At 71.4% G+C, this 18,309-nt stretch carries 11 protein-coding genes and 1 pseudogene; 5 read left to right on the top strand and 7 right to left on the bottom strand.

Features of this window, described 5'->3' with window-relative positions:
- Window positions 1-104: 104 nt before the first annotated feature.
- A complete protein-coding gene (gene galE / locus ACIBF5_RS11075) occupies window positions 105-1,139 on the bottom strand; it encodes a UDP-glucose 4-epimerase GalE (protein WP_396810366.1) in 1,035 nt (344 codons plus the stop codon).
- Window positions 1,140-1,268: 129 nt separating this feature from the next.
- On the opposite strand from galE, the gene ACIBF5_RS11070 reads away from it, so the two are divergent.
- Together ACIBF5_RS11070 and ACIBF5_RS11065 are read left to right on the top strand one after the other, a co-directional pair.
- Window positions 1,269-2,522, top strand: a complete 1,254-nt coding sequence (locus tag ACIBF5_RS11070) for a thiolase family protein (protein WP_396810364.1) — start codon at window positions 1,269-1,271, stop codon at window positions 2,520-2,522.
- Window positions 2,519-4,588, top strand: a complete 2,070-nt coding sequence (locus ACIBF5_RS11065; protein ID WP_396810362.1) for a 3-hydroxyacyl-CoA dehydrogenase NAD-binding domain-containing protein — start codon at window positions 2,519-2,521, stop codon at window positions 4,586-4,588. The genes ACIBF5_RS11070 and ACIBF5_RS11065 overlap by 4 nt, the downstream gene beginning before the upstream one ends.
- Before the next feature lie 334 nt (window positions 4,589-4,922).
- Here the strand turns inward: ACIBF5_RS11065 and ACIBF5_RS11060 are convergent.
- The 3 genes and pseudogenes from ACIBF5_RS11060 to ACIBF5_RS11050 all read right to left on the bottom strand — a co-directional run.
- Window positions 4,923-6,074: pseudogene (locus ACIBF5_RS11060) on the bottom strand (sensor histidine kinase); the annotation flags it as partial.
- On the bottom strand, window positions 6,071-6,757 hold the full coding sequence (locus ACIBF5_RS11055; RefSeq protein ID WP_396810360.1) for a response regulator transcription factor: 687 nt from the start codon (window positions 6,755-6,757) through the stop codon (window positions 6,071-6,073). The gene ACIBF5_RS11055 and the pseudogene ACIBF5_RS11060, both read right to left, overlap by 4 nt.
- A 137-nt stretch (window positions 6,758-6,894) precedes the next feature.
- Window positions 6,895-8,307, bottom strand: a complete 1,413-nt coding sequence (locus ACIBF5_RS11050; RefSeq protein ID WP_396810358.1) for a PQQ-binding-like beta-propeller repeat protein — start codon at window positions 8,305-8,307, stop codon at window positions 6,895-6,897.
- 257 nt (window positions 8,308-8,564) lie between these two features.
- Here ACIBF5_RS11050 and ACIBF5_RS11045 point away from each other — a divergent pair, with 257 nt between their 5' ends.
- Window positions 8,565-10,334, top strand: coding sequence for a hypothetical protein (locus ACIBF5_RS11045; protein WP_396810356.1), 1,770 nt, complete (start codon window positions 8,565-8,567; stop codon window positions 10,332-10,334).
- Between the two features lie 52 nt (window positions 10,335-10,386).
- On the opposite strand, the gene ACIBF5_RS11040 is transcribed toward ACIBF5_RS11045, so the two are convergent.
- A complete protein-coding gene (locus ACIBF5_RS11040) occupies window positions 10,387-12,291 on the bottom strand; it encodes a hypothetical protein (RefSeq protein WP_396810355.1) in 1,905 nt (634 codons plus the stop codon).
- Window positions 12,292-12,343: 52 nt separating this feature from the next.
- Window positions 12,344-14,206 carry a hypothetical protein gene (locus tag ACIBF5_RS11035; protein ID WP_396810441.1) on the bottom strand — a complete coding sequence of 621 codons (1,863 nt, stop codon included), beginning with the start codon at window positions 14,204-14,206 and terminating at the stop codon, window positions 12,344-12,346.
- A gap of 261 nt (window positions 14,207-14,467) precedes the next feature.
- Between ACIBF5_RS11035 and ACIBF5_RS11030 the strand changes: the two genes are divergently transcribed.
- Complete coding sequence (locus ACIBF5_RS11030; RefSeq protein WP_396810353.1) at window positions 14,468-15,655, top strand: hypothetical protein; 1,188 nt, start codon at window positions 14,468-14,470, stop codon at window positions 15,653-15,655.
- A gap of 180 nt (window positions 15,656-15,835) precedes the next feature.
- Here the strand turns inward: ACIBF5_RS11030 and dxs are convergent, their stop codons facing one another.
- A complete protein-coding gene (gene dxs / locus ACIBF5_RS11025) occupies window positions 15,836-17,821 on the bottom strand; it encodes a 1-deoxy-D-xylulose-5-phosphate synthase (protein WP_396810351.1) in 1,986 nt (661 codons plus the stop codon).
- Window positions 17,822-18,045: 224 nt separating this feature from the next.
- On the opposite strand from dxs, the gene ACIBF5_RS11020 reads away from it, so the two are divergent.
- Window positions 18,046-18,303 carry a hypothetical protein gene (locus ACIBF5_RS11020; RefSeq protein WP_396810349.1) on the top strand — a complete coding sequence of 86 codons (258 nt, stop codon included), beginning with the start codon at window positions 18,046-18,048 and terminating at the stop codon, window positions 18,301-18,303.
- Window positions 18,304-18,309: the final 6 nt, after the last annotated feature.

Below are 18,309 nucleotides of genomic sequence, written 5' to 3'. Positions count from 1 at the left end.
CGTAACCCCCCCCACAAACCCGCAGCCCACCCCGCCCCCGTTGTATCGGCGGGCCCCCTTGTAACCTCTTTGCTTAAACACGGGGCCCCTCCTTTCACTGCGACTCAGGCGGGGGGAAGGACGGCGTCCCGTCGGGCGGCCCACTCCAGCGAGTGTCGGATGCCGTCCTCCAGGGTCAGTTCCGGCTTCCAGTCGAGCAGTCGCCGGGACCGGCCGGTACGGGTGTAGGAACCGGCCGAGTCGCCCGGCCGGGGTCCGGTCTCCCGTACCCGCAGGGGCCGGTCGCTGACCGCGTTGAACGCGGTGACGAACTCCCGCACGGTGGTGCCGTTCCCGGTCCCCAGGTTGATCACGTCGTGCGACCGTCCGCCGCCGGGCGGCAGGATGTCGTCGAACCGGCGTAGCGCCTGCACGTGTGCACGGGCCAGGTCCCAGACGTGGATGTAGTCACGGATTCCGGAGCCGTCGCGGGTCGGCCAGTCGACGCCGGTGATCAGGAATTCGTCGTCGCTCTCGACCGCGCTGATCATCTTGCCGAGCGCGTGACTGGGGCGGCGCAGTTGCAGCCCCGTACGCATCATCGGATCGGCGCCGACCGGGTTGAAGTAGCGCAGCGACAGCGCCCGCAGCGGGGAGGCGTCCGCGGTGTCGGCGAGGATCGCCTCCAGCATCGCCTTGGTGCGGGCGTACGGGCTGGTCGGATCGAGCACCGAGTCCTCGTCGACGGAGAAGTCCTCGCCCGGCCGGTAGATCGAGGCAGATGAGCTGAACAGCAGCCGCTCGCAGCCGTTGCGGAGCAGATGGTCGAGGAAGTCGACCGACTTGGCCACGTTCTCCCGGTAGTAACGCAACGGCTGGGCCACCGATTCGGGGACCACGATCAGGGCCGCCGCGTGCACCACCGCCCCGATCTCCGGGTGCTCGGCGAAGATCCGGTCGATCAGCGCGCCGTCGGCGATGTCGCCCTGGTAGAAGATCCGGTCGCGGGTGAACTCCCGTCGGCCGGTATTGAGGTTGTCCAGGATGACCGGCTCCAGCCCGTCGTCCAGACAGGCCGAGACCACGGTGCTGCCGATGAAGCCCGCACCACCCGCTACCAGTACCTTCAACGCCGCCTCCGTGTCGCCCTGCCTGGTCACGATCAACCTACCGGACCGGCTGGGGGGACCCGACGTACGCGGTGTGGCCTGGGCCACAGAAGGTGTACTGACAGCGATAGTTACTGGCAAGTAGCATCCGAGACACACCCCGCCGCCAAGGAGGCTCAAGTGCCCCGTGAAGTCCGGGATGTCGTCTTCGTCGACGGCGTCCGCACCCCGTTCGGCAAAGCGGGTGGCATGTACGCCAACACCCGCGCCGACGACCTGGTGATCCGTTGCATCCGCGAACTGCTGCGACGCAACCCCCAACTGCCACCGGAGCGGGTCGACGAGGTCGCCATCGCCGCCACCACCCAGATCGGTGACCAGGGCCTCACCATCGGCCGGACCGCCGCGCTCCTCGCCGGCCTGCCGAAGACCGTGCCCGGCTACGCCATCGACCGGATGTGCGCCGGCGCGATGACCGCGGTGACCACAGTGGCCGGCGGCATCGCCATGGGCGCGTACGACGTCGCCATCGCCGGTGGCGTCGAGCACATGGGCCGGCACCCGATGGGCGAGGGCGTCGACCCGAACCCCCGCATCCTGGCCGAGAAGCTGGTCGACCCGTCCGCGCTGGTCATGGGCTCGACCGCGGAGAACCTGCACGACCGGGTCCCGCACATAACCAAGGAACGCACGGACGCGTTCGCGCTCGCCTCGCAACAGAAGACCGCCAAGGCGTACGCGAACGGCAAGCTCCAGGACGACCTGGTGACCGTGGCGATCCGCGACCCCGAGACCGGCTGGGGCCTGGCAAGTGTGGACGAGGCGCCCCGGGACACCTCCCTGGAGAAGCTGGCCGGGCTGAAGACACCGTTCCGCCCGCACGGCAGGGTCACCGCCGGCAACGCCGCCGGACTCAACGACGGCGCCACCGCCAGCCTGCTCGCCGCCGAAGATGTCGCCCACGAACTGGGCCTGCCGATCGGCATGCGCCTGGTGTCGTACGGCTTCGTCGGGGTGGAGCCGGAGGTGATGGGGATCGGCCCGATCCCCTCCACGGAGAAGGCACTGCGGATCGCCGGCCTGACCATCGACGACATCGGCCTGTTCGAGCTGAACGAGGCGTTCGCCGTCCAGGTGCTCGCCTTCCTGGACCACTTCGGCATCGCCGACGACGATCCCCGGGTCAACCAGTGGGGCGGGGCGATCGCCATCGGTCACCCGCTCGCCTCCTCCGGCGTACGGCTGATGACCCAGCTCGCCCGGCAGTTCGCCGAGCAGCCCGAGGTCCGGTACGGCATCACCGCCATGTGCATCGGCATTGGCATGGGCGGCACGGTCATCTGGGAGAACCCGCACTGGACCGGGGAGAGCGCGAGGAGTGAGCCGGTCCTGCGAGCCCCGCAGTCGGGAGCGGAAGGTGTGACGGCGTCATGAGCACCGTGCAGAACCCGAACGAGGTCGTCACGAAGGCGCTGCTGCGGCTGGTCGCCGTACCCGGGCTGGACCGACCCGCCGCACTGATCACCCTGGACAACGGCTTCGACCACAGGAAGCCGAACACCCTCGGCCCGGCCGGTCTGGCCAGTCTGGACGAGGCGATCACCGCCGCGCTCGCGGCCGAGCCGGCGCTGGTCGCGGTGACCGGCAAGCCGTACATCTTCTGCGTCGGCGCGGACGTGACCGGCATCCCGCTGGTCACCGACCGGGAGCAGGCGCTCGAACTGGGCCGCCTCGGCCACCGGGTCTTCGCCCGGTTACGGGACAGCGCGGTGCCGACCTTCGCCTTCGTCAACGGCGCGGCGATGGGCGGCGGGCTGGAGTTGGCCCTGCACTGCCACTACCGGACCCTCTCCGGGGGCGCGGCGGCGCTGGCACTGCCCGAGGTGTCGCTGGGGCTGGTCCCCGGCTGGGGTGGAACCCAACTGCTGCCGAACCTGATCGGCATCCCGATGGCCACCCAGGTGATCATCCAGAACCCGCTGATGCAGAACCGGATGCTCAAGCCGAAGCAGGCGGCCGAGATGGGCATCGCCGACGTACTGCTCGAACCGGCCGACTTCCTGGAGCGGTCGCTGGAGTGGGCGGCCGGTGTGGTCCGGGGCACGGTCCCGGTCAGCCGCCCCGAGGTCGACCGGGAGATGTGGGACGGGGTGATGTTCTTCGCCAAGCAGACCCTGGACGAGCGGCTGCACGGCGCGGTGCCGGCCGCGTACCGGGCGCTGGAACTGCTCGGGCTGGCCAAGGACGCACCGTTCGAGGTCGGTACGGCAGCCGAGGACGAGGCCCTGGCCGACCTGGTGCTCAGCGAGGAGCTGCGCAGCGGCCTGTACGCCTTCGATCTGGTGCAACGGCGTGCCCGCAAGCCCGTCGGTGCTCCCCCGGCCACCCTGGCCCGCCCGGTGACCAAGGTCGGCATCGTCGGCGCCGGTCTGATGGCCTCGCAGCTCGCGCTCCTGTTCGCCCGACGGTTGCAGGTGCCGGTGGTCCTCACCGACCTGGACCAGACCCGGGTCGACAAGGGCGTGGCGTACGTGCACGGCGAGATCGAGAAGCTGGTCGGCAAGGGCCGCCTCGACACCGGTACGGCAGCCAAGCTGCGCGGCCTGGTCGGCGGCTCGGTCGACAAGTCCGTCTTCGCCGACGCCGACTTCGTCATCGAGGCCGTCTTCGAGGATCTCGGGGTGAAGAAGCAGGTCTGGGCGGAGCTGGAGAAGATCGTCTCGCCGGAGGCGGTGCTCGCCACGAACACCTCCTCGCTCTCGATCACCGCGATGGCGGCCGACCTGGAGCACCCGGAGCGGGTGGTCGGCTTCCACTTCTTCAACCCGGTCGCGGTCCTCCCCCTGCTGGAGATCGTCCGAGGCGAGCGGACCGACGACGCCACCCTCGCCACCGCGTTCGCGGTCGGCAAGGAGTTGCGCAAGTCCTGCGTACTGGTCAAGGACGCCCCGGCGTTCGTGGTCAACCGGCTACTCACCCGCTTCATCGGGGAGATCTTCTCGGCGGTCGACGCGGGCACCCCGTTGGCGGTGGCCGACTCCGCACTGGACCCGCTGGGGCTGCCGATGCGGCCACTGGCACTGGTGCAACTGGTCGGGCCGGCGGTCGCGTACCACACCGGAGCGACCCTGCACGCGGCCTTCCCGGACCGGTACGGGACGAGCGAGAACCTGAGGCGGATCGCCGAGTCCGGCCGGCCGCTGCTGGTCGATGGCGAGGTGGACCCGGAGGTCGCCGCCCTGCTCCAGGTCGGTGACCAACCGCTCGACGCCGCACAGGTACGCCAGCGGGCGCTGGACGCGGTGGCCCAGGAGATCCGGTTGATGCTGGACGAGGGCGTGGTGGCCGGGGCGGCGGACATCGACCTCTGCCTGATCCTCGGCGCGGGTTGGCCGTTCCACCTGGGCGGCATCACGCCGTACCTGGACCGCAGCGGCACCTCGGAGCGGGTGACCGGCCAACGCTTCCTGCCGTACGGCGTGGCCGGCCTGCCGGCCTGAGTCCGACGGCCCGGAGGGCCGCACCTGGCGCCTGTCGGCGGCGGGTGCGGCCCCCGGGCACACACTCGGCTCAGCCGACGTCCGCCGTACCGCCCCCCGACGGGGTCGACGCCCCCGCCGCTCCCTCCGCCGCCGCCGTGGCCGGGGCAGGGACCGGGGCGGGGGCGGGAGCTGGGGCCGACGTCGGTGTTCCGGCGCTGGTCGGTGCCCGTGCCGGTGTTCCGGCGCTGGTCGGTGCCCGTGCCGGTGTTCCGGCGCTGGTCGGTGCCGGTGCCGGCGCGGCGGACTGGGTGGGGACCACCACCGCGGACGCCGCCACCACCGGGGTCGCTGCCGCGGCCGGCAACGTCACCGTGACCTCCAGCCCCCCACCTGGTTGGGCCACCGCGCTCACCACCCCACCGTGGGCATCGCAGACCGCCGAGACGATCGAGAGTCCGAGACCGGAGCCGCGGGCGCCGGTCCGTTCCCGACCACCGCGCCGGAACGCCTCGAACAGGCCCGGCACGTCGGCCTGCTCCACCTCGAAGCCGGTGTTGCCGACCACCAGTTGCACCTGGACGGCGTCCGAACTGGTCCGCACCCAGAGCCGGCCGTGCAGGTGGTTGTACCGAACCGCGTTCTCGATCAGGTTGCCGGCCAAGCGTTCGAGCAGGCTGGGATCACCGACGACCGGCGCCGGCCGCAGGGACGTGGTGACCTCCAGCCCGAGCCGGTTCACCTCGGCCCGCATCGCCGACAACGCGGCGGCAGCGCCGTCGGCCAGGTCGGTCGGTGCCTTGCGACTCAACCGGCGACCCGACTGGGCCTCGCTGCGGGCCAACACCAGGAGCGAGTCGACCAGCCCGTTGGCCCGTTCGGAGGCGTCCCGGACCACGGTCGCCATCCGGCGGTACTCGGCCACGTCCGCGTCCGGATCGGCCATGGTCACGTCGACCTCGGTACGCATCACCGCCAGCGGCGTACGCAACTCGTGCGAGGCGTTCGCGACGAAACGTTTCTGCGCCTCGAAGGCGCCACCGATCCGGTCCAGCATCGCGTCGAAGGTGTCGGCCAGTTCGGCCACCTCGTCGTCCGCCCCGGAGTAACGGATCCGCTGGTCGAGGGTTGCCTCGCCGAGTCGCCGGGCGGTGGAGGTGACCTGGTGCAGCGGGCGCAGGGCACGGCCGGCCACCGCGTACGCGCCAGCCACCCCGACCACACTGATCGCGAGCAGCGCGACCAGCCCCTTGACGAGCAACTCCCGGGTGGCGGCGGCGAGTAGCTGATCCTGCCACTCCAACGCGCTCACCTGCGTGTTGTCGGCGAGCACCACGGTGCCCGAGCGCAGCTCGCCGGCCCCCCGGAGCCCGCCGGTGACCAGCAGCCAGGCCAGCAACAACAGGATGGCGCCGGCACCGACCAGTAGCACCCCGTTGAGCAGGGTCAGTCGCAGGCGGAGCGTGGGCCGCAGCCGGGCGCGGCGACGGGTCAGGTAGACGGTCATACGCCCACCTGCTCGGGCAGGTAGCGCTCCGGCATCCGGTAACCGGCGCCGACCACGGTCTCGATCAGCGGTGGGTCACCGAGCTTCTTCCGTAGGGTCATCACGGTCACCCGTACCGTCGTGGTGAACGGGTCGGTGTTGGCATCCCAGACCCGTTCCAGCAGTTCCTCGCTGGACACCACCGCACCCCGGGCCTTGAGCAGTTCCTCCAGCACCCCGAACTCCTTGCGGGTCAGGTCGATCGGCATCCCGGCCCGGGTGGCCACCCGCCGGGCCGGGTCGACCACCAGGTCCGCGACGGTGAGCACCGGGGGCGCGGCCGGGGTGGCCCGCCGGCCGAGCGCCTGCACCCGGGCGACAAGTTCGTCGAACGCGAACGGCTTGGGCAGGTAGTCGTCGGCCCCGAGTTGCAGCCCCTCCACCCGGTCGGCGACCGTACCGCTGGCGGTGAGCATGAGCACCCGGGTCAGCGCGCCGGAGCTGACCAGGTCGGCGCAGATCTGGTCGCCGTGCACGCCGGGCAGGTCCCGATCCAGGACCACCACGTCGTAGCGGGTCACCATGGCCATCTCGTGCCCCACGGTGCCGTCGTAGGCCAGGTCGACCGCCATGCCCTGACGGCGTAATCCCCGCCCGATCGCGTCGGCGAGATTCCGCTCGTCCTCCACCACCAGTACCCGCACCGCGACCTCCAGTTCTCGGCTCTGCCCAGCCCTTGCGAAACAACCTAGCCGCGTCCGCCAAACCCCAGCTCAACCCGGTCCGCCGAGCAGTCGTCCAGGCTGGGTCTCCCGCAGGGCCACCGGGCTGGGCGGGCGGGTCAGACGGGTAGGCGCCAGACGCCGATCGTGGCGTCGAGCCGGCGGCAGATCAGCACGGCGTGGGCGTACCGGCAGTCACCGGAGATGCCGGACAGCACCGCCAGCGGCCGGGTCGAGACCGTCGCCAGGTCGACGGCGGCGACCAGGGCGCGACCGTCCTGCCCGGTGCGGAATCCGATCAGCCGAGGCCCGCCCGTCCACCCGTCGGCCGGGGCGGCGCCGTCGGTGAGCGACCCGAGCACCTGCCACGCGCCGAGGTCGCCGAGCACCCGGCCGGTGCCCGGATCCAGCACGCTCAGCCCGGGCGCCGGCTGCTGCCGGGCCTCGTCGCTCCCGATCAGGTACGGCCCCACCGAGTGCAGGACGCTCCACCGGTCGTCGGACCACCGGACCGCCCCGGTGTCGGGGTCGAGCACCCGCACCCCGCCGTTCGGGCGGAAGGCACAGAGCACGGCGCCGCACGGCTGGGGCCACGGATCCCGGTCGGTGTCCCAGTCGATCGTCCACCGCCGTTCGAACCGCTCCAGCCCGTACGCGGTCAGGCTGCGTGCGCCCTCGGGACGCAGCAACAGGTCACCGACGGCCCCCGGTGGCCAGGACCCGACGCCACCCGCCCCCGGCGCGGGCAGTTCCGCCGACCGGACCACCTGACCGGAGTCCAGGTCCCGCACCTCGATCCGGCCACCCGGCAGCCCGATCATCGCCCGGTCCGGCAGCGGGCCGTCGAACCAACCGGCGGCCTCGTCGGTCGTAGCGGTGTAGTCGTGCACCGCCCCGGCCGGCAGCTCGACCGACCACCGCACCGCACCCGAGTCCGGCGCGATCGCCTCCAGGGTGCCCGGGGTCCACATGCCGAAGCCGTCCGGGATTTCCTCCCCGTCCGGGACGCCCGCACCGGTGGTGTCGGCGTCCGGGGTCCAGAGCAGCACGTCGCCGTGGGCGCTCACGGCGTCGAAAGAGGCCGTACGAAGCCACGAGATCGCCCCGGTCGCGGTGTCCACGCCGACTGTCCGCCGGGGGGCGACCGAACCCCAGTCCGAGGTCAGCACCAGCGTGTCGCCGATCAGGGTGTAGCCGCCGAGCGGGCCGGGCACCGGCATCCGTACCCGCCACAGCGGCTCGCCGCCGGGCAGCCGGTACGCGCTGACCTGCTGCCGGGATTCCGCCGCCGGGTCGACCGGGTCGATCAGGAAGAGCCGGTCGACGCCGGTCACCACCGACGTGCCCAACCGGGCCGGAATGGTCACCTCCGAGATCCGGGCTGGCCCGGTGCCGGCCGCGCCCATGGTGGCGAGCAGCAGCGCCAGCAGCACACCGAGACGGACCGACCGGGCGGCCAACCAGGAGCGGGCCAGCGGCCGATCCTCCACCGTCGGCTCGGTCCACCGGTCACCCAACTCGATCTGGCCCACCCGCCACCCCCGTCCAGACACCCGCCGCCCACGCCGACCGGGAGCCACCGTCGCGGTCGGCCCGATCGGCGGCGCCGCGACGCCTGGTCCGCTGCCTCGGCGACGATCGGGGCGGCGACCGCGGGCCGATTCCGGCCGGCTGGCCAGGCTCACCCCAGCGCTCGCCTGTACGATGTCGCGTCGTGGCAATCCCGGTAGTAAATAACAATTCGGACGCAGAAGCCGGTTCCGGCCCGGAGCCCGCACCCTCGTCGTCGGTGGAAACCGACCAGGACCGAGCACGCCGACGGTACCGGAAACCGGCCCGCGCCGACCTGCTGGCCATCGCGGCGTACGTTCTGCTCGGCATCGTGGTCTGCGCCAACTACTGGGTCGACATCCAGCACCGGGTCTCGTCACACCTGCCCACCGACCACAGCTGGTTCGAGTGGCTGCTGTCGCACGGCGCCTACTCGGTCCGGCACTGGGAGAACCCGCTCTTCTCCGCCCGGCAGAACGCCCCGGACGGCGTGAACATGATGGCGAACACCTCCGTGCTCGGCATCAGTCTTCCGCTGGCCCCGCTCACCCTGCTGCTCGGACCACAGGTCACGTACGCGATCTACCTTGGCGGGGCGCTCGCGGCGACCGCGGCCACCTCGTACTGGATGCTCTCCCGGCACCTTGTCCACTCGCGCGGTGCGGCCTTCGTCGGCGGGGCGTTCCTCGGCTTCGCGCCGGGAATCGTGCACCACGCGAACGGCCAGCCCAACTTCGTCAGCAACTTCCTGCTCCCGGTGATCGTGGTCCGGGTGCTGCGCCTCGGCGAGCCGGGACGGTGGCTGCGTAACGGGATCGTGCTGGGCCTGCTGGTCACGTACCAGATCTTCATCAACGAGGAGATGCTGCTCCTGACCGCGCTCGCCTGCCTGGTGATCGTGGCCGCGTACGCGGTCCAGCGCTGGTCGGCGGTACGGGCCCAGGCGGTGCCGTTCCTGCTCTCGATCGGTGTCGGAGGGGCGCTGGCCCTGCTGCTCGCCGGCTACCCGATCTGGTACCAGTTCAACGGCCCGCAGTCCTACCGGGGACTACAGGGCGGCGTGTTCCACAGCTGGGGTGAAGATCTGGCGGCGTTCGTCACCTACTCCCGGGACACCATCGCCGGTTCCGACGCGGTGGAGAAGACAATCGGCCTGACCGAGCAGAACACCTGGTTCGGCTGGCCGCTGGTCGGACTCGCCCTGCTGGTGATCGTGCTGCTCTGGCGGATCTCGCTGGCCGCCCGTACGGCCGCCGTACTGGCCCTCGTCTTCGGCATCGCCTCGATCGGACCCTTCGTCCGGCTGGACGGCACACTGACCGAGGTCCGCGGCCCGTGGAGCTTCATCCCGGACGACCTGCCGCTGGTCGAGATGATGATGCCGACCCGGCTCAGCCTGGTCGTCGCCGCCGTGATCGGAGTGCTGCTCGCGCTCGCCTGGGACACCGTCGCCTCCACCCCGGCCGGCACCGGGCCCACCGGGCGCAGGGTCAAGGTCCTGGCGTACGCGGCGATCGCGCTCGCGCTGCTGCCGCTGGTGCCGAAGCCACTGCCGGCGATGCACGTCGACCCGCCGCCGCGATTCATCACCAGCGACGAGTGGCGCCCCTACGTGCCCGCGGGTCGCACCCTGGTCCCGGTGCCGGTGCCCAGCAACGTGCACGGCCTGTCGACGCTGCGCTGGAGTGCGCTGACCGGACACGAGTTCCCGGTCCCCGGCGGCTACTTCATCGGTCCGAGCGCGGAGGGCCTGGGGGTCTTCGGGGCCGTGACCCGTCCGACCGCGATGCTGATGTACGTCACGATCGACACCGGCAAGGTTCCGGACATCACCCCGGAGGTACGCGCCCAGGCGGTCGAGGACCTGCGGTTCTGGCGCGCCTCGGTGGTGGTGCTCGGCGACCACCCGCACGAGGGGGAACTGCGCGCCCTGATGACCGCACTGATCGGACCGGCGCAGCGGGTCGACGACGTGTGGCTCTGGGACGTCCGCTCCCTCGTCGGCTGAGGGGTAAGGAAGGGGCCCTTGTTAACGCATAGCGTTAACAAGGGCCCCTTCCTTACCCCACTTGGGAGCGGACGTCCCAGACCCAGGCTCCGGAGATCATGCGGCCGGGACCGAGCAGCAGGTCGACCGTCTCCTTGACCGGGTTACCCCGGTGCAGCCCGCCCTGTACGACGATCGCGGCGCGCCAGTGCCGCAGGTCCTCTACCGCCTGGCGCCGCTGCTCGTCGCCGATCACCGGCACCTGGCCGGTACGTGCCACCGCGTCGAGCAGCACCGATGTCGGACGGTCCGGGGTCCCCCAGCGGGCCTGCCGGTCGGCGGAACTGATCGGGCCGATGAAGTAACCACCGGGGGCGGTGAAGGCCAGTCCGGTCCGGGCCGACCAGTACATGCCGGCGATCGCCTCGCCGCCCCGGGTCGGCGGCACCGGCACGAGGGTGCGCCCCGGCGGGACGTAGGCGCGCCACTCGCCGGTGGCGACGAACTCCGGCACCGGCCAGGTCGGCACGGTCCGGATCGGCAGCGGCGCCACCGGCAACAGCACGGCGACCAGTGCCCCGCCCCAGAGCAACCGGACCGGCAGGACAGGGCTCTCCCCCGCCCTCCGGATCGGGGCCGGCAGCGGCACCGGTCCGCGCCGGAACACCTGGTCGGTGGCGAGAGCGAGCAGGGTGGCCAGCATGGGGAGGCAGACCAGCGGGAACCGGGCCGGCACCGCCAGGTCGATCAGCGGCAGGTCGGCGACGAGCCGGTACGGACCCGGCAGCCCGGTCAGCCTGCCGTCCAGCCGGATGTCGTTGCCCAACGACAGGGCGGCGAACGCGACCACACCGACGGCCAGTGCCTTGACCAGCGGACGCCGCCACTGCCAGACCACCACGACCGCACCGAGGACGAGCAGCGGCAATCCGAAGAAGGAGTTCTCCTCGGTCGGGTTCGGCGACAGCACCCCGGGCACCGAGTCGTGGCCGGTCAGCGACTGGCGGGCGGACGCGGTGAACGAGCCGAGGTCCAGCGCGTACGCCCCGGGTTCGAACGGCAGGCCCCGGTAGTGGCCGGGGCCGAAGAACTGGAACCAGAGCGGGTACGCCAGCAGTGCCGCCGCGACCAGCGCGCCGATCCCGAGCCGGCCGAGGAAGGCTCCCCCGAGCCGACGTACGGTCGCCGGGCTCGCCGCCGCGTAGCAGACGGTGAACAGGCCGCAGGCCAGCACCAGGAAGGCCAGCACCTCCTCGCCCAGGAAGACCTGGTAGGTGACGAGCAGCCCGAGCAGCAGCCCACGCCGGAGCACCCGGTCGGTCGCCGGGGCGAACACCACGGCAAGGATCGCCGGCACCAGGAACTGCGAGATCATGTGCAGGTGGCCGGTTGCCTGGGAGACCATGCCCGGGGCGAAGCCGCAGATCAGCCCGCCGACCGCGGCGGCGACCCGGGAGTCGACCAGGCGGCGGGAGAAGAGCAGGTACCAGGCGGTCGCGGTGCCGGCGAGCGAGCCGACGATGGCCACCAAAAACGTGGTGTGCGAGCCGAAGAGCAGGGTCACCGGGGCCAGCGGCAGGCCCAGGCCGAGCACCGACGTGTTCGCCATCAGGTTCACGCCGTCGGGGGCGTTGAGGGCGGTGCTGTAGAGCGGGTTCTCCAACTGGGTCACCGCGTGGGCGGCACGGGCCAGCATCCACTCGAACAGCATCTGGTCGTTGCCCGCGCGGGTCGTGTGGTCCGGGTGCAGCCAGAGTCGGCTGGTGACGTACCCGGCCGCCAGCAGATAGCTGGCGATCACCGCCAGGTCCGTCGGCCACCGCCGGCGGCGGGCTCCGGCGACCAGGCGGTCGAGGGTACGCCGCAGCCGTACCCGTGCCGTTGTCGCGGCCTTGCCAGTCGACGCACCGGGAGGGGTGTCCGTGACCACGGTGGTGGCCGTGGTCCGATCGGATTCCGCTCCCGGGGTCGTGTTCATCCGACCGGGACCGGTGTTCGCTCGCCGGGTCGACCGGCGTGGACCCGCCGCATCAGCTACTCGGGCCGGTCAGGCTGCGGATGTCCCAGAGCCAGACGTCGTCGACCCGCCGTCCTGGGCCGACGACCTGTTCCACGGTCCGGCGCAGTGGCTCGGCGTTGCGCTCGTCCACCGGGAGCACCAGGATCGCGGTTTTCCAGTGGCGCAGCTCGTCCATGGAACGACGGCGCTCGCGATCGGTGAGGGTGAGCACCCGGCCGGTGGTCGAGACCTGGTCCAGCAGTTCGCTGATGCCACTCGGACGGCCGCCGAATCGACCCGGGTCTCCGGTGTTGCCGTTGCGCGGGGCGAGGAAGTAACCCCCGGGAATCTTGAAATCGAGGTCGGTCGAGGCGGCCCAGCGCATCCCATTGGTGTGTCCCATCGCCGGCACCGGCACCGGCACCAGGGACTGGTTCGGGCCGACGTACGGCCGCCAGTGCCCGGACGTGATGAAGTCGGGCACCGGGGGCCGGGACCCGACTTTGAGCGGCAGGGGCACGAGCGGGATCAGCACGATGGCCAGTGCGGTGATCACGACGGTCCGACGGGTCCGACGGTCGACGCTCTCCATCAACCAGGCCCGGTCGACAGCCATGGCGAGCAGCACGCCGATCACGACCGTGGTGATCAGACCGAACCGGGTCGGCACCACCGCGTCCAGCAGCGGCAGCTTGACCAGCCACTCCCACGGTCCCCAGAACAGTTCCCGGTTCCAGTAGGAGACCCGCTCACCCAGGGACAGGATGGCGAAGAAGAGACCGGTGAAGGCGAGCGCCCGTACGATCACCTCGCGCCGCAGCCAGACCACGATAGCGACGGTGAGCAGGGCCAGGCCCCAGCCGAAGAAGGCGTTCTCCTCGGAGTAGTTGGGGGCCAGGTTGGCGTTGGCCCGCTCGTTGCCGCCGAGCGTCGGCGACCCGGGACTGATGAACGCGGCCAGGTCGTTGCCGTAGTCGCGAACCGCGTCGCTGAGGCCGTGGTACGCCTGCCGACCGGCGAACTGGACGTAGAGCGGGTAGGCGAGCAGGGCGACGGCGATGACAGCGCAGACGGCCAGACCGCCGGCGAGCGGGCGCCACGCCGCACGCCACCGCCCCGGTTGCTGGGCCAGTACGGCGAGCAGGAAGACACCGCAGGCCAGAGCGGTGAAGAGCAGGATCTCCTCGTTGATGAACGCCTGGTAGCTGACCAGCAGGGCGAGCACCACACCGTCGCGGACCACCCGGGTGGAGCGGGTCAGCAGGATGACCCGCCAGACGATGAACGGGAGCAGAAACTGGGAAATGATGTTCGGGTGCCAGTTGGCGTGTGACAGCAACGCCGGTGAGAACCCGCAGAACCAGCCGCCGACAATCGCCGCGATCGGGGTCCGGACCACGTGACGGGAGAGCACGAAATACCAGGCCGACGCGGTACCGGCGAGTCCGAGCGTCACCAGGACCACGAAGGACACCGCCGGGCCGAACAGCAGTGTCACCGGGATCATGGGGATGCCCAGTCCCAGGATGGCGGTGTTCGCCATCAGGTTGACTCCGTCAGGATAGTTCAACCGGTCCGTGAAGAACGGGTATTCGCCGTGCAACACCACGCGTACCGAGTGGGCGAGAAAGTACTGCACCTGGGCCGGGTCGCTGCTGTAGAGCGACGCCACCCGTCCGGCTGGGTCGAGCCAGATCTGGCTCGTCACCCAGAAGGCGGCGAGCAGAAAGGCGCCGAAGACCAGCAGGTCACGTCGCCGGGTGGGCCAGCGGCGCAACCGTGTCCCCTGGTCGGCGGTCCCCCGATCCGAGCCGGCGGCCGGGGGCGTGGGCGTCGAACCGGCCGCAGCCTCCGCATCGACGGAAACCGGGCCCTTTCTTGCCGCCGGATCAATGGCAGCGTGCCCGCCGGGCCCGGATGTATCCGGATCCGGTGTCGTTTCGAGACGGGGCTCGGCAAGCGTCACAGTCGGCGGAGTCTACCGGAGCGTCAGGGACGTATCGGACGGCACATACGGGATTGCGCCACGATATAAGCGGTAACGCGTAGTGTCCGGCGAAAGCTGGTACGGCTTTGCGAGGTGTGGCCCGGGCCCCGTCCGAGATCTCGTAAGATGTGGCTTCCGCAGCACGCCGACGGGATCGGGGGCTTACAGGTGGTTTCGGTCCGTCGTGGCGGTGTGCTGGGTGCGGCACTGGCGCTGGCGTTGTTTGTCTCCGGGTGTGGTCCGAGCACGACGGAACCTGCGGCGCCGTTGCGGGTCGGCGCCGACTCACGGGACGGTTCGCTGGAGGTCTGGCCCGCCCGGGGCGCACTCGCCGCCGATCCACAGGCGACGGCCGCGGTCACCCGGGCGGTGGCCGACTGGCGTTCGCCGGTGGACGACCGGGTGCACCTCTCCTCGTCCGGCATCCTCTGGCTCGGACAGCTCGACAGCGGCCCGGTCGCCCTGGTCGCCGCGGACGTACCCGGCGACTCGGCGTCCTGGCTGCTTCAGCTCTCCGGTCGGGGTGCCGAATTCGAGGTCACCAGCGCGGTCGACTACTCCGACCCGGGCTACCTGATCTACTCCGACGTGCTGCCCTTCAACGTGCCGCAGGGTCGGCGCTACCTGACCTCCGCCCGGGTCGAACGGTTACTCGGGCCGGACGGCAAACCGCTGACCGTGACCGACGGGGTGACCGAGCCGGTGAACGTACCGAGATGCGGGGCGGTGCCGATCACGGCCCGGCTGCGCACCACGGAGTCACTGCCCCAGGGAAAGGCGAACGATCGGCTGATCGACCTCGGCACCGGCGTCGCCGGCCCCCGGTATCCGCTGGTGGTGGACGACTCCGGCTCCGGGGCAAGCGCCCTGGACGGGTTGGACACCTGCGTGCTCGCCGCCGCCACGGGCCCGTTCGGCAGCGTTCCGCGCCGCATCCACGACCGGGAGCATCTCGGGTCGGTGCCGACCTCCTGGCCGGCGGACCGGGTGGCCGCCCGACCGCTGGGCCAGGTCGATCTGGGTACGGAGAAGGCCGGCCGGCTTGAGCAACTCTCCTGGCACACCGACGCGGGCGTGTGGAACGCGGTCGTGTTGCGCCCGGCCGAGGGCACGGCGGTGGCGTCCGAGGCGGACCGGGTGAACCCGCTCCAGGCGTACGAGCTGCCGACACCTGGCCGGAACCTGGTGGTGCTGGTCTGGCGGGCCAATTCGGAGACCAACCTGACCCTGCCGCCCGGCGCGAAGGCCCTGGTGAACCGGCCGGGCCTGGCGGTGGTCGAGGAACCGGCCGTCCGGCAGACGTTCACGCTGACCACCGCCGACAAGTCGTACCAGCGGCAGATGGGCGGCCAGTAGTTCCGCTCGCCGCAGCCCCGGCCAGCGGATGACCGGGGCCGCCCAGCGGGGGTGACCACGCCGCCCAGCGGGTGACGAGGTCGGACCGCAGCGGCGACCGGGTCCGGAAAAACGGCACCGCCAGCGCCGCCGCGACCCGGTGACCGGGCCAGGCGACGCTGGCGGTGGAGGTGTCGCGGGTCAGGCCCGGCCGTTGCGGCCCTTGGCCCGGTCCCCGGTGGCGGGCCGCTCCCCGGCGGGCGCCGAGATCCGTACCGGTTCGATCGGGGCGTCGAGGCGGGAGACCCAGCCGGTGACGTCGCGGGCCACGTCCTGGGCGGTCAGTCCGAGGTCGGCGAGGATCTGTGCCCGGGTGCCGTGGGGCTGCCAGACCGGCGGCACGCCGAGGTCCCGCAGCGGCACCATCAGGTCCGCGTCGCGCATCGCCTTGGCCAGCGCGTCGCCGACCCCGCCGGCGCGTACGCCGTCCTCGACGGTCACCACCAGCCGGTGCGAACTGGCGAGGGTGACCAGCTCCTCGGGGATGGGACGGATCCACCTCGGGTCGACCACGGTAACGCCGTAACCCTGCTCGGCCACCCGGGCCGCCACCTCGACCCCGAGTTGGCCGAACGCGCCGACAGCGACCAGCAGCACGTCGGTACGGCTGGACTCGGCGAGCACGTCGACCTGCCCCACCCGACGGACGGCCGGCAGGTCCTTGGCGACCGAACCGGTCGGGAAGCGCAGGATGGTCGGGCCGTCGTCGACCGCGACCGCCTCGCGCAGTTCGGCGCGGAGCGTGGCGGCGTCCCGGGGCGCGGCGATCCGGAGTCCGGGCACCACCCCGAAGACGGACATGTCCCAGATGCCGTAGTGGCTCGGCCCGTCCGGGCCGGTGATGCCGGCGCGGTCCAGCACGAAGGTGACCGGCAGCTTGTGCATCGCCACGTCGAGCAGGACCTGGTCGAAGGCGCGGTTGAGGAAGGTGGCGTAGACCGCGACGACCGGGTGCAGGCCACCGAGCGCGAGGCCGGCCGCCGAGGTGGCCGCGTGCTGCTCGGCGATGCCGACGTCGTAGACCCGCTCGGGGTACTTGCGCGCCAGCGCGGCGATGCCGGTCGGCTCGGCCATGGCGGCGGTGATGCCGACGACGTCGGGTCGCTCGTCGGCGATCGCCACCAGTTCGTCGGAGAAGACGTGGGTCCACTTCACCGACGGCGCGGCGAGTTGCTTGCCGGTGGCGACGTCGAAGGCGCTGGGGCCGTGGAAGCAGTCCGCCTCGTCCTCTTCGGCCGGCCGGTAGCCGTAACCCTTGCGGGTCACCGCGTGCACGATCACCGGGCCACCGAAGCCCTTGGCGCGGCGCAGGGCCGACTCGACCGCGGCGACGTCGTGTCCGTCCACCGGGCCGACGTACTTGATGCCGAGGTCCTCGAACATCGCCTGCGGCGCGACGGCATCCTTGATGCCCTTCTTGACCGCGTGCAGCACCTCGTACATCGGGCGGCCGACCAACGGCGTCGAGCCGAGCGCGTCCTTGACCACGTCGAGCACCCGCTCGTAACCGGGATTGAGACGCAGGGTGGAGAGGTGGTCGGCGAGGCCGCCGATGGTCGGCGCGTACGACCGGCCGTTGTCGTTGACGACGATGACCAGCGGGTTGCGCGCGGCGGCGATGTTGTTCAGCGCCTCCCAGCACATGCCGCCGGTGAGCGCGCCGTCGCCGACCACGGCGACCACGTCGCGCCGCTCGCCGCGCAGGGCGTACGCCTTGGCCAGGCCGTCGGCGTAGGAGAGCGCGGTCGAGGCGTGCGAGTTCTCGATCAGGTCGTGCTCGCTCTCGGCCTGGCTCGGGTAGCCGGAGAGCCCGCCGCGCTGGCGGAGCGTGTCGAATCCGCTCTGCCGCCCGGTCAGCATCTTGTGCACGTACGCCTGGTGTCCGGTGTCGAACAGGAAGCGGTCCCGGGGCGAGTCGAAGACCCGGTGCATGGCGAGGGTCAACTCGACCACGCCGAGGTTCGGTCCGAGGTGTCCGCCGGTACGGGAGACCTTCGTGACCAGGAAGTCGCGGATCTCGGCGGCGAGCAGGTCGAGTTCCTCGGCCGACATCCGCTTGACGTCCTGGGGGCCGCGGACGCCTGCCAGCAGCCGGCCCGGGTTGGCCGCACCCTCTTCAACTCTCATGACCGCAGAGTCTATCGGCCTCGGCGGCGCCCGCAGCCCGGGCCGAGATCGTGCCCGTAATTCGACCGACGCCGCTCCGGCTACCGTCCGGGTCGGCCGGTACGCCGATCAGGTAACCGGTTCTGACAGATCGTCAATAACTCCGAGCAGTAACGATGCGGGCACCCTGGGCGGAAGCGACGTTAACATGGCGGTAACACCCTCCTCTTCCAGAGGTGCAGCAGATGTCGCCTCGTCCCCGTCCCCCGCACTGGCCGGGTCAGGACGTCCCGCGCAACCGGCACTCCGGCCGGTACGCCACCGGTCAACTACTCGCGCTGCTGGTGATCGCCCTGATCAGCCTGCCGCTCCTGCCGTTGCTCCTACTGATCATCGCCTGGATCCGGCTGCGGGACCGGGCCCAGTCCCGGTCCGAGCGCCGGGCCGCCCGCCGGGCGAGCACCACCCCGACGGCACTGGTGCACGGTCTGCTCTCCCGCTGAGGCCAC

The sequence above is a fragment of the Micromonospora sp. NPDC050417 genome, from assembly GCF_044458865.1.
Lineage (GTDB): Bacteria > Actinomycetota > Actinomycetes > Mycobacteriales > Micromonosporaceae > Micromonospora_G.
Note: the sequence above shows the minus strand (reverse complement) of the source record. Positions and strands in the feature narration are given on the sequence as shown.

What these genes read in the sequence shown, in the direction of transcription:
- dxs (WP_396810351.1), bottom strand. Translation starts at nt 17,821, where the DNA reads ATGAGAGTTGAAGAGGGTGCGGCCAACCCGGGCCGGCTGCTGGCAGGC.
- ACIBF5_RS11020 (WP_396810349.1), top strand. Translation starts at nt 18,046, where the DNA reads ATGTCGCCTCGTCCCCGTCCCCCGCACTGGCCGGGTCAGGACGTCCCG.
- ACIBF5_RS11040 (WP_396810355.1), bottom strand. Translation starts at nt 12,291, where the DNA reads ATGAACACGACCCCGGGAGCGGAATCCGATCGGACCACGGCCACCACC.
- ACIBF5_RS11065 (WP_396810362.1), top strand. Translation starts at nt 2,519, where the DNA reads ATGAGCACCGTGCAGAACCCGAACGAGGTCGTCACGAAGGCGCTGCTG.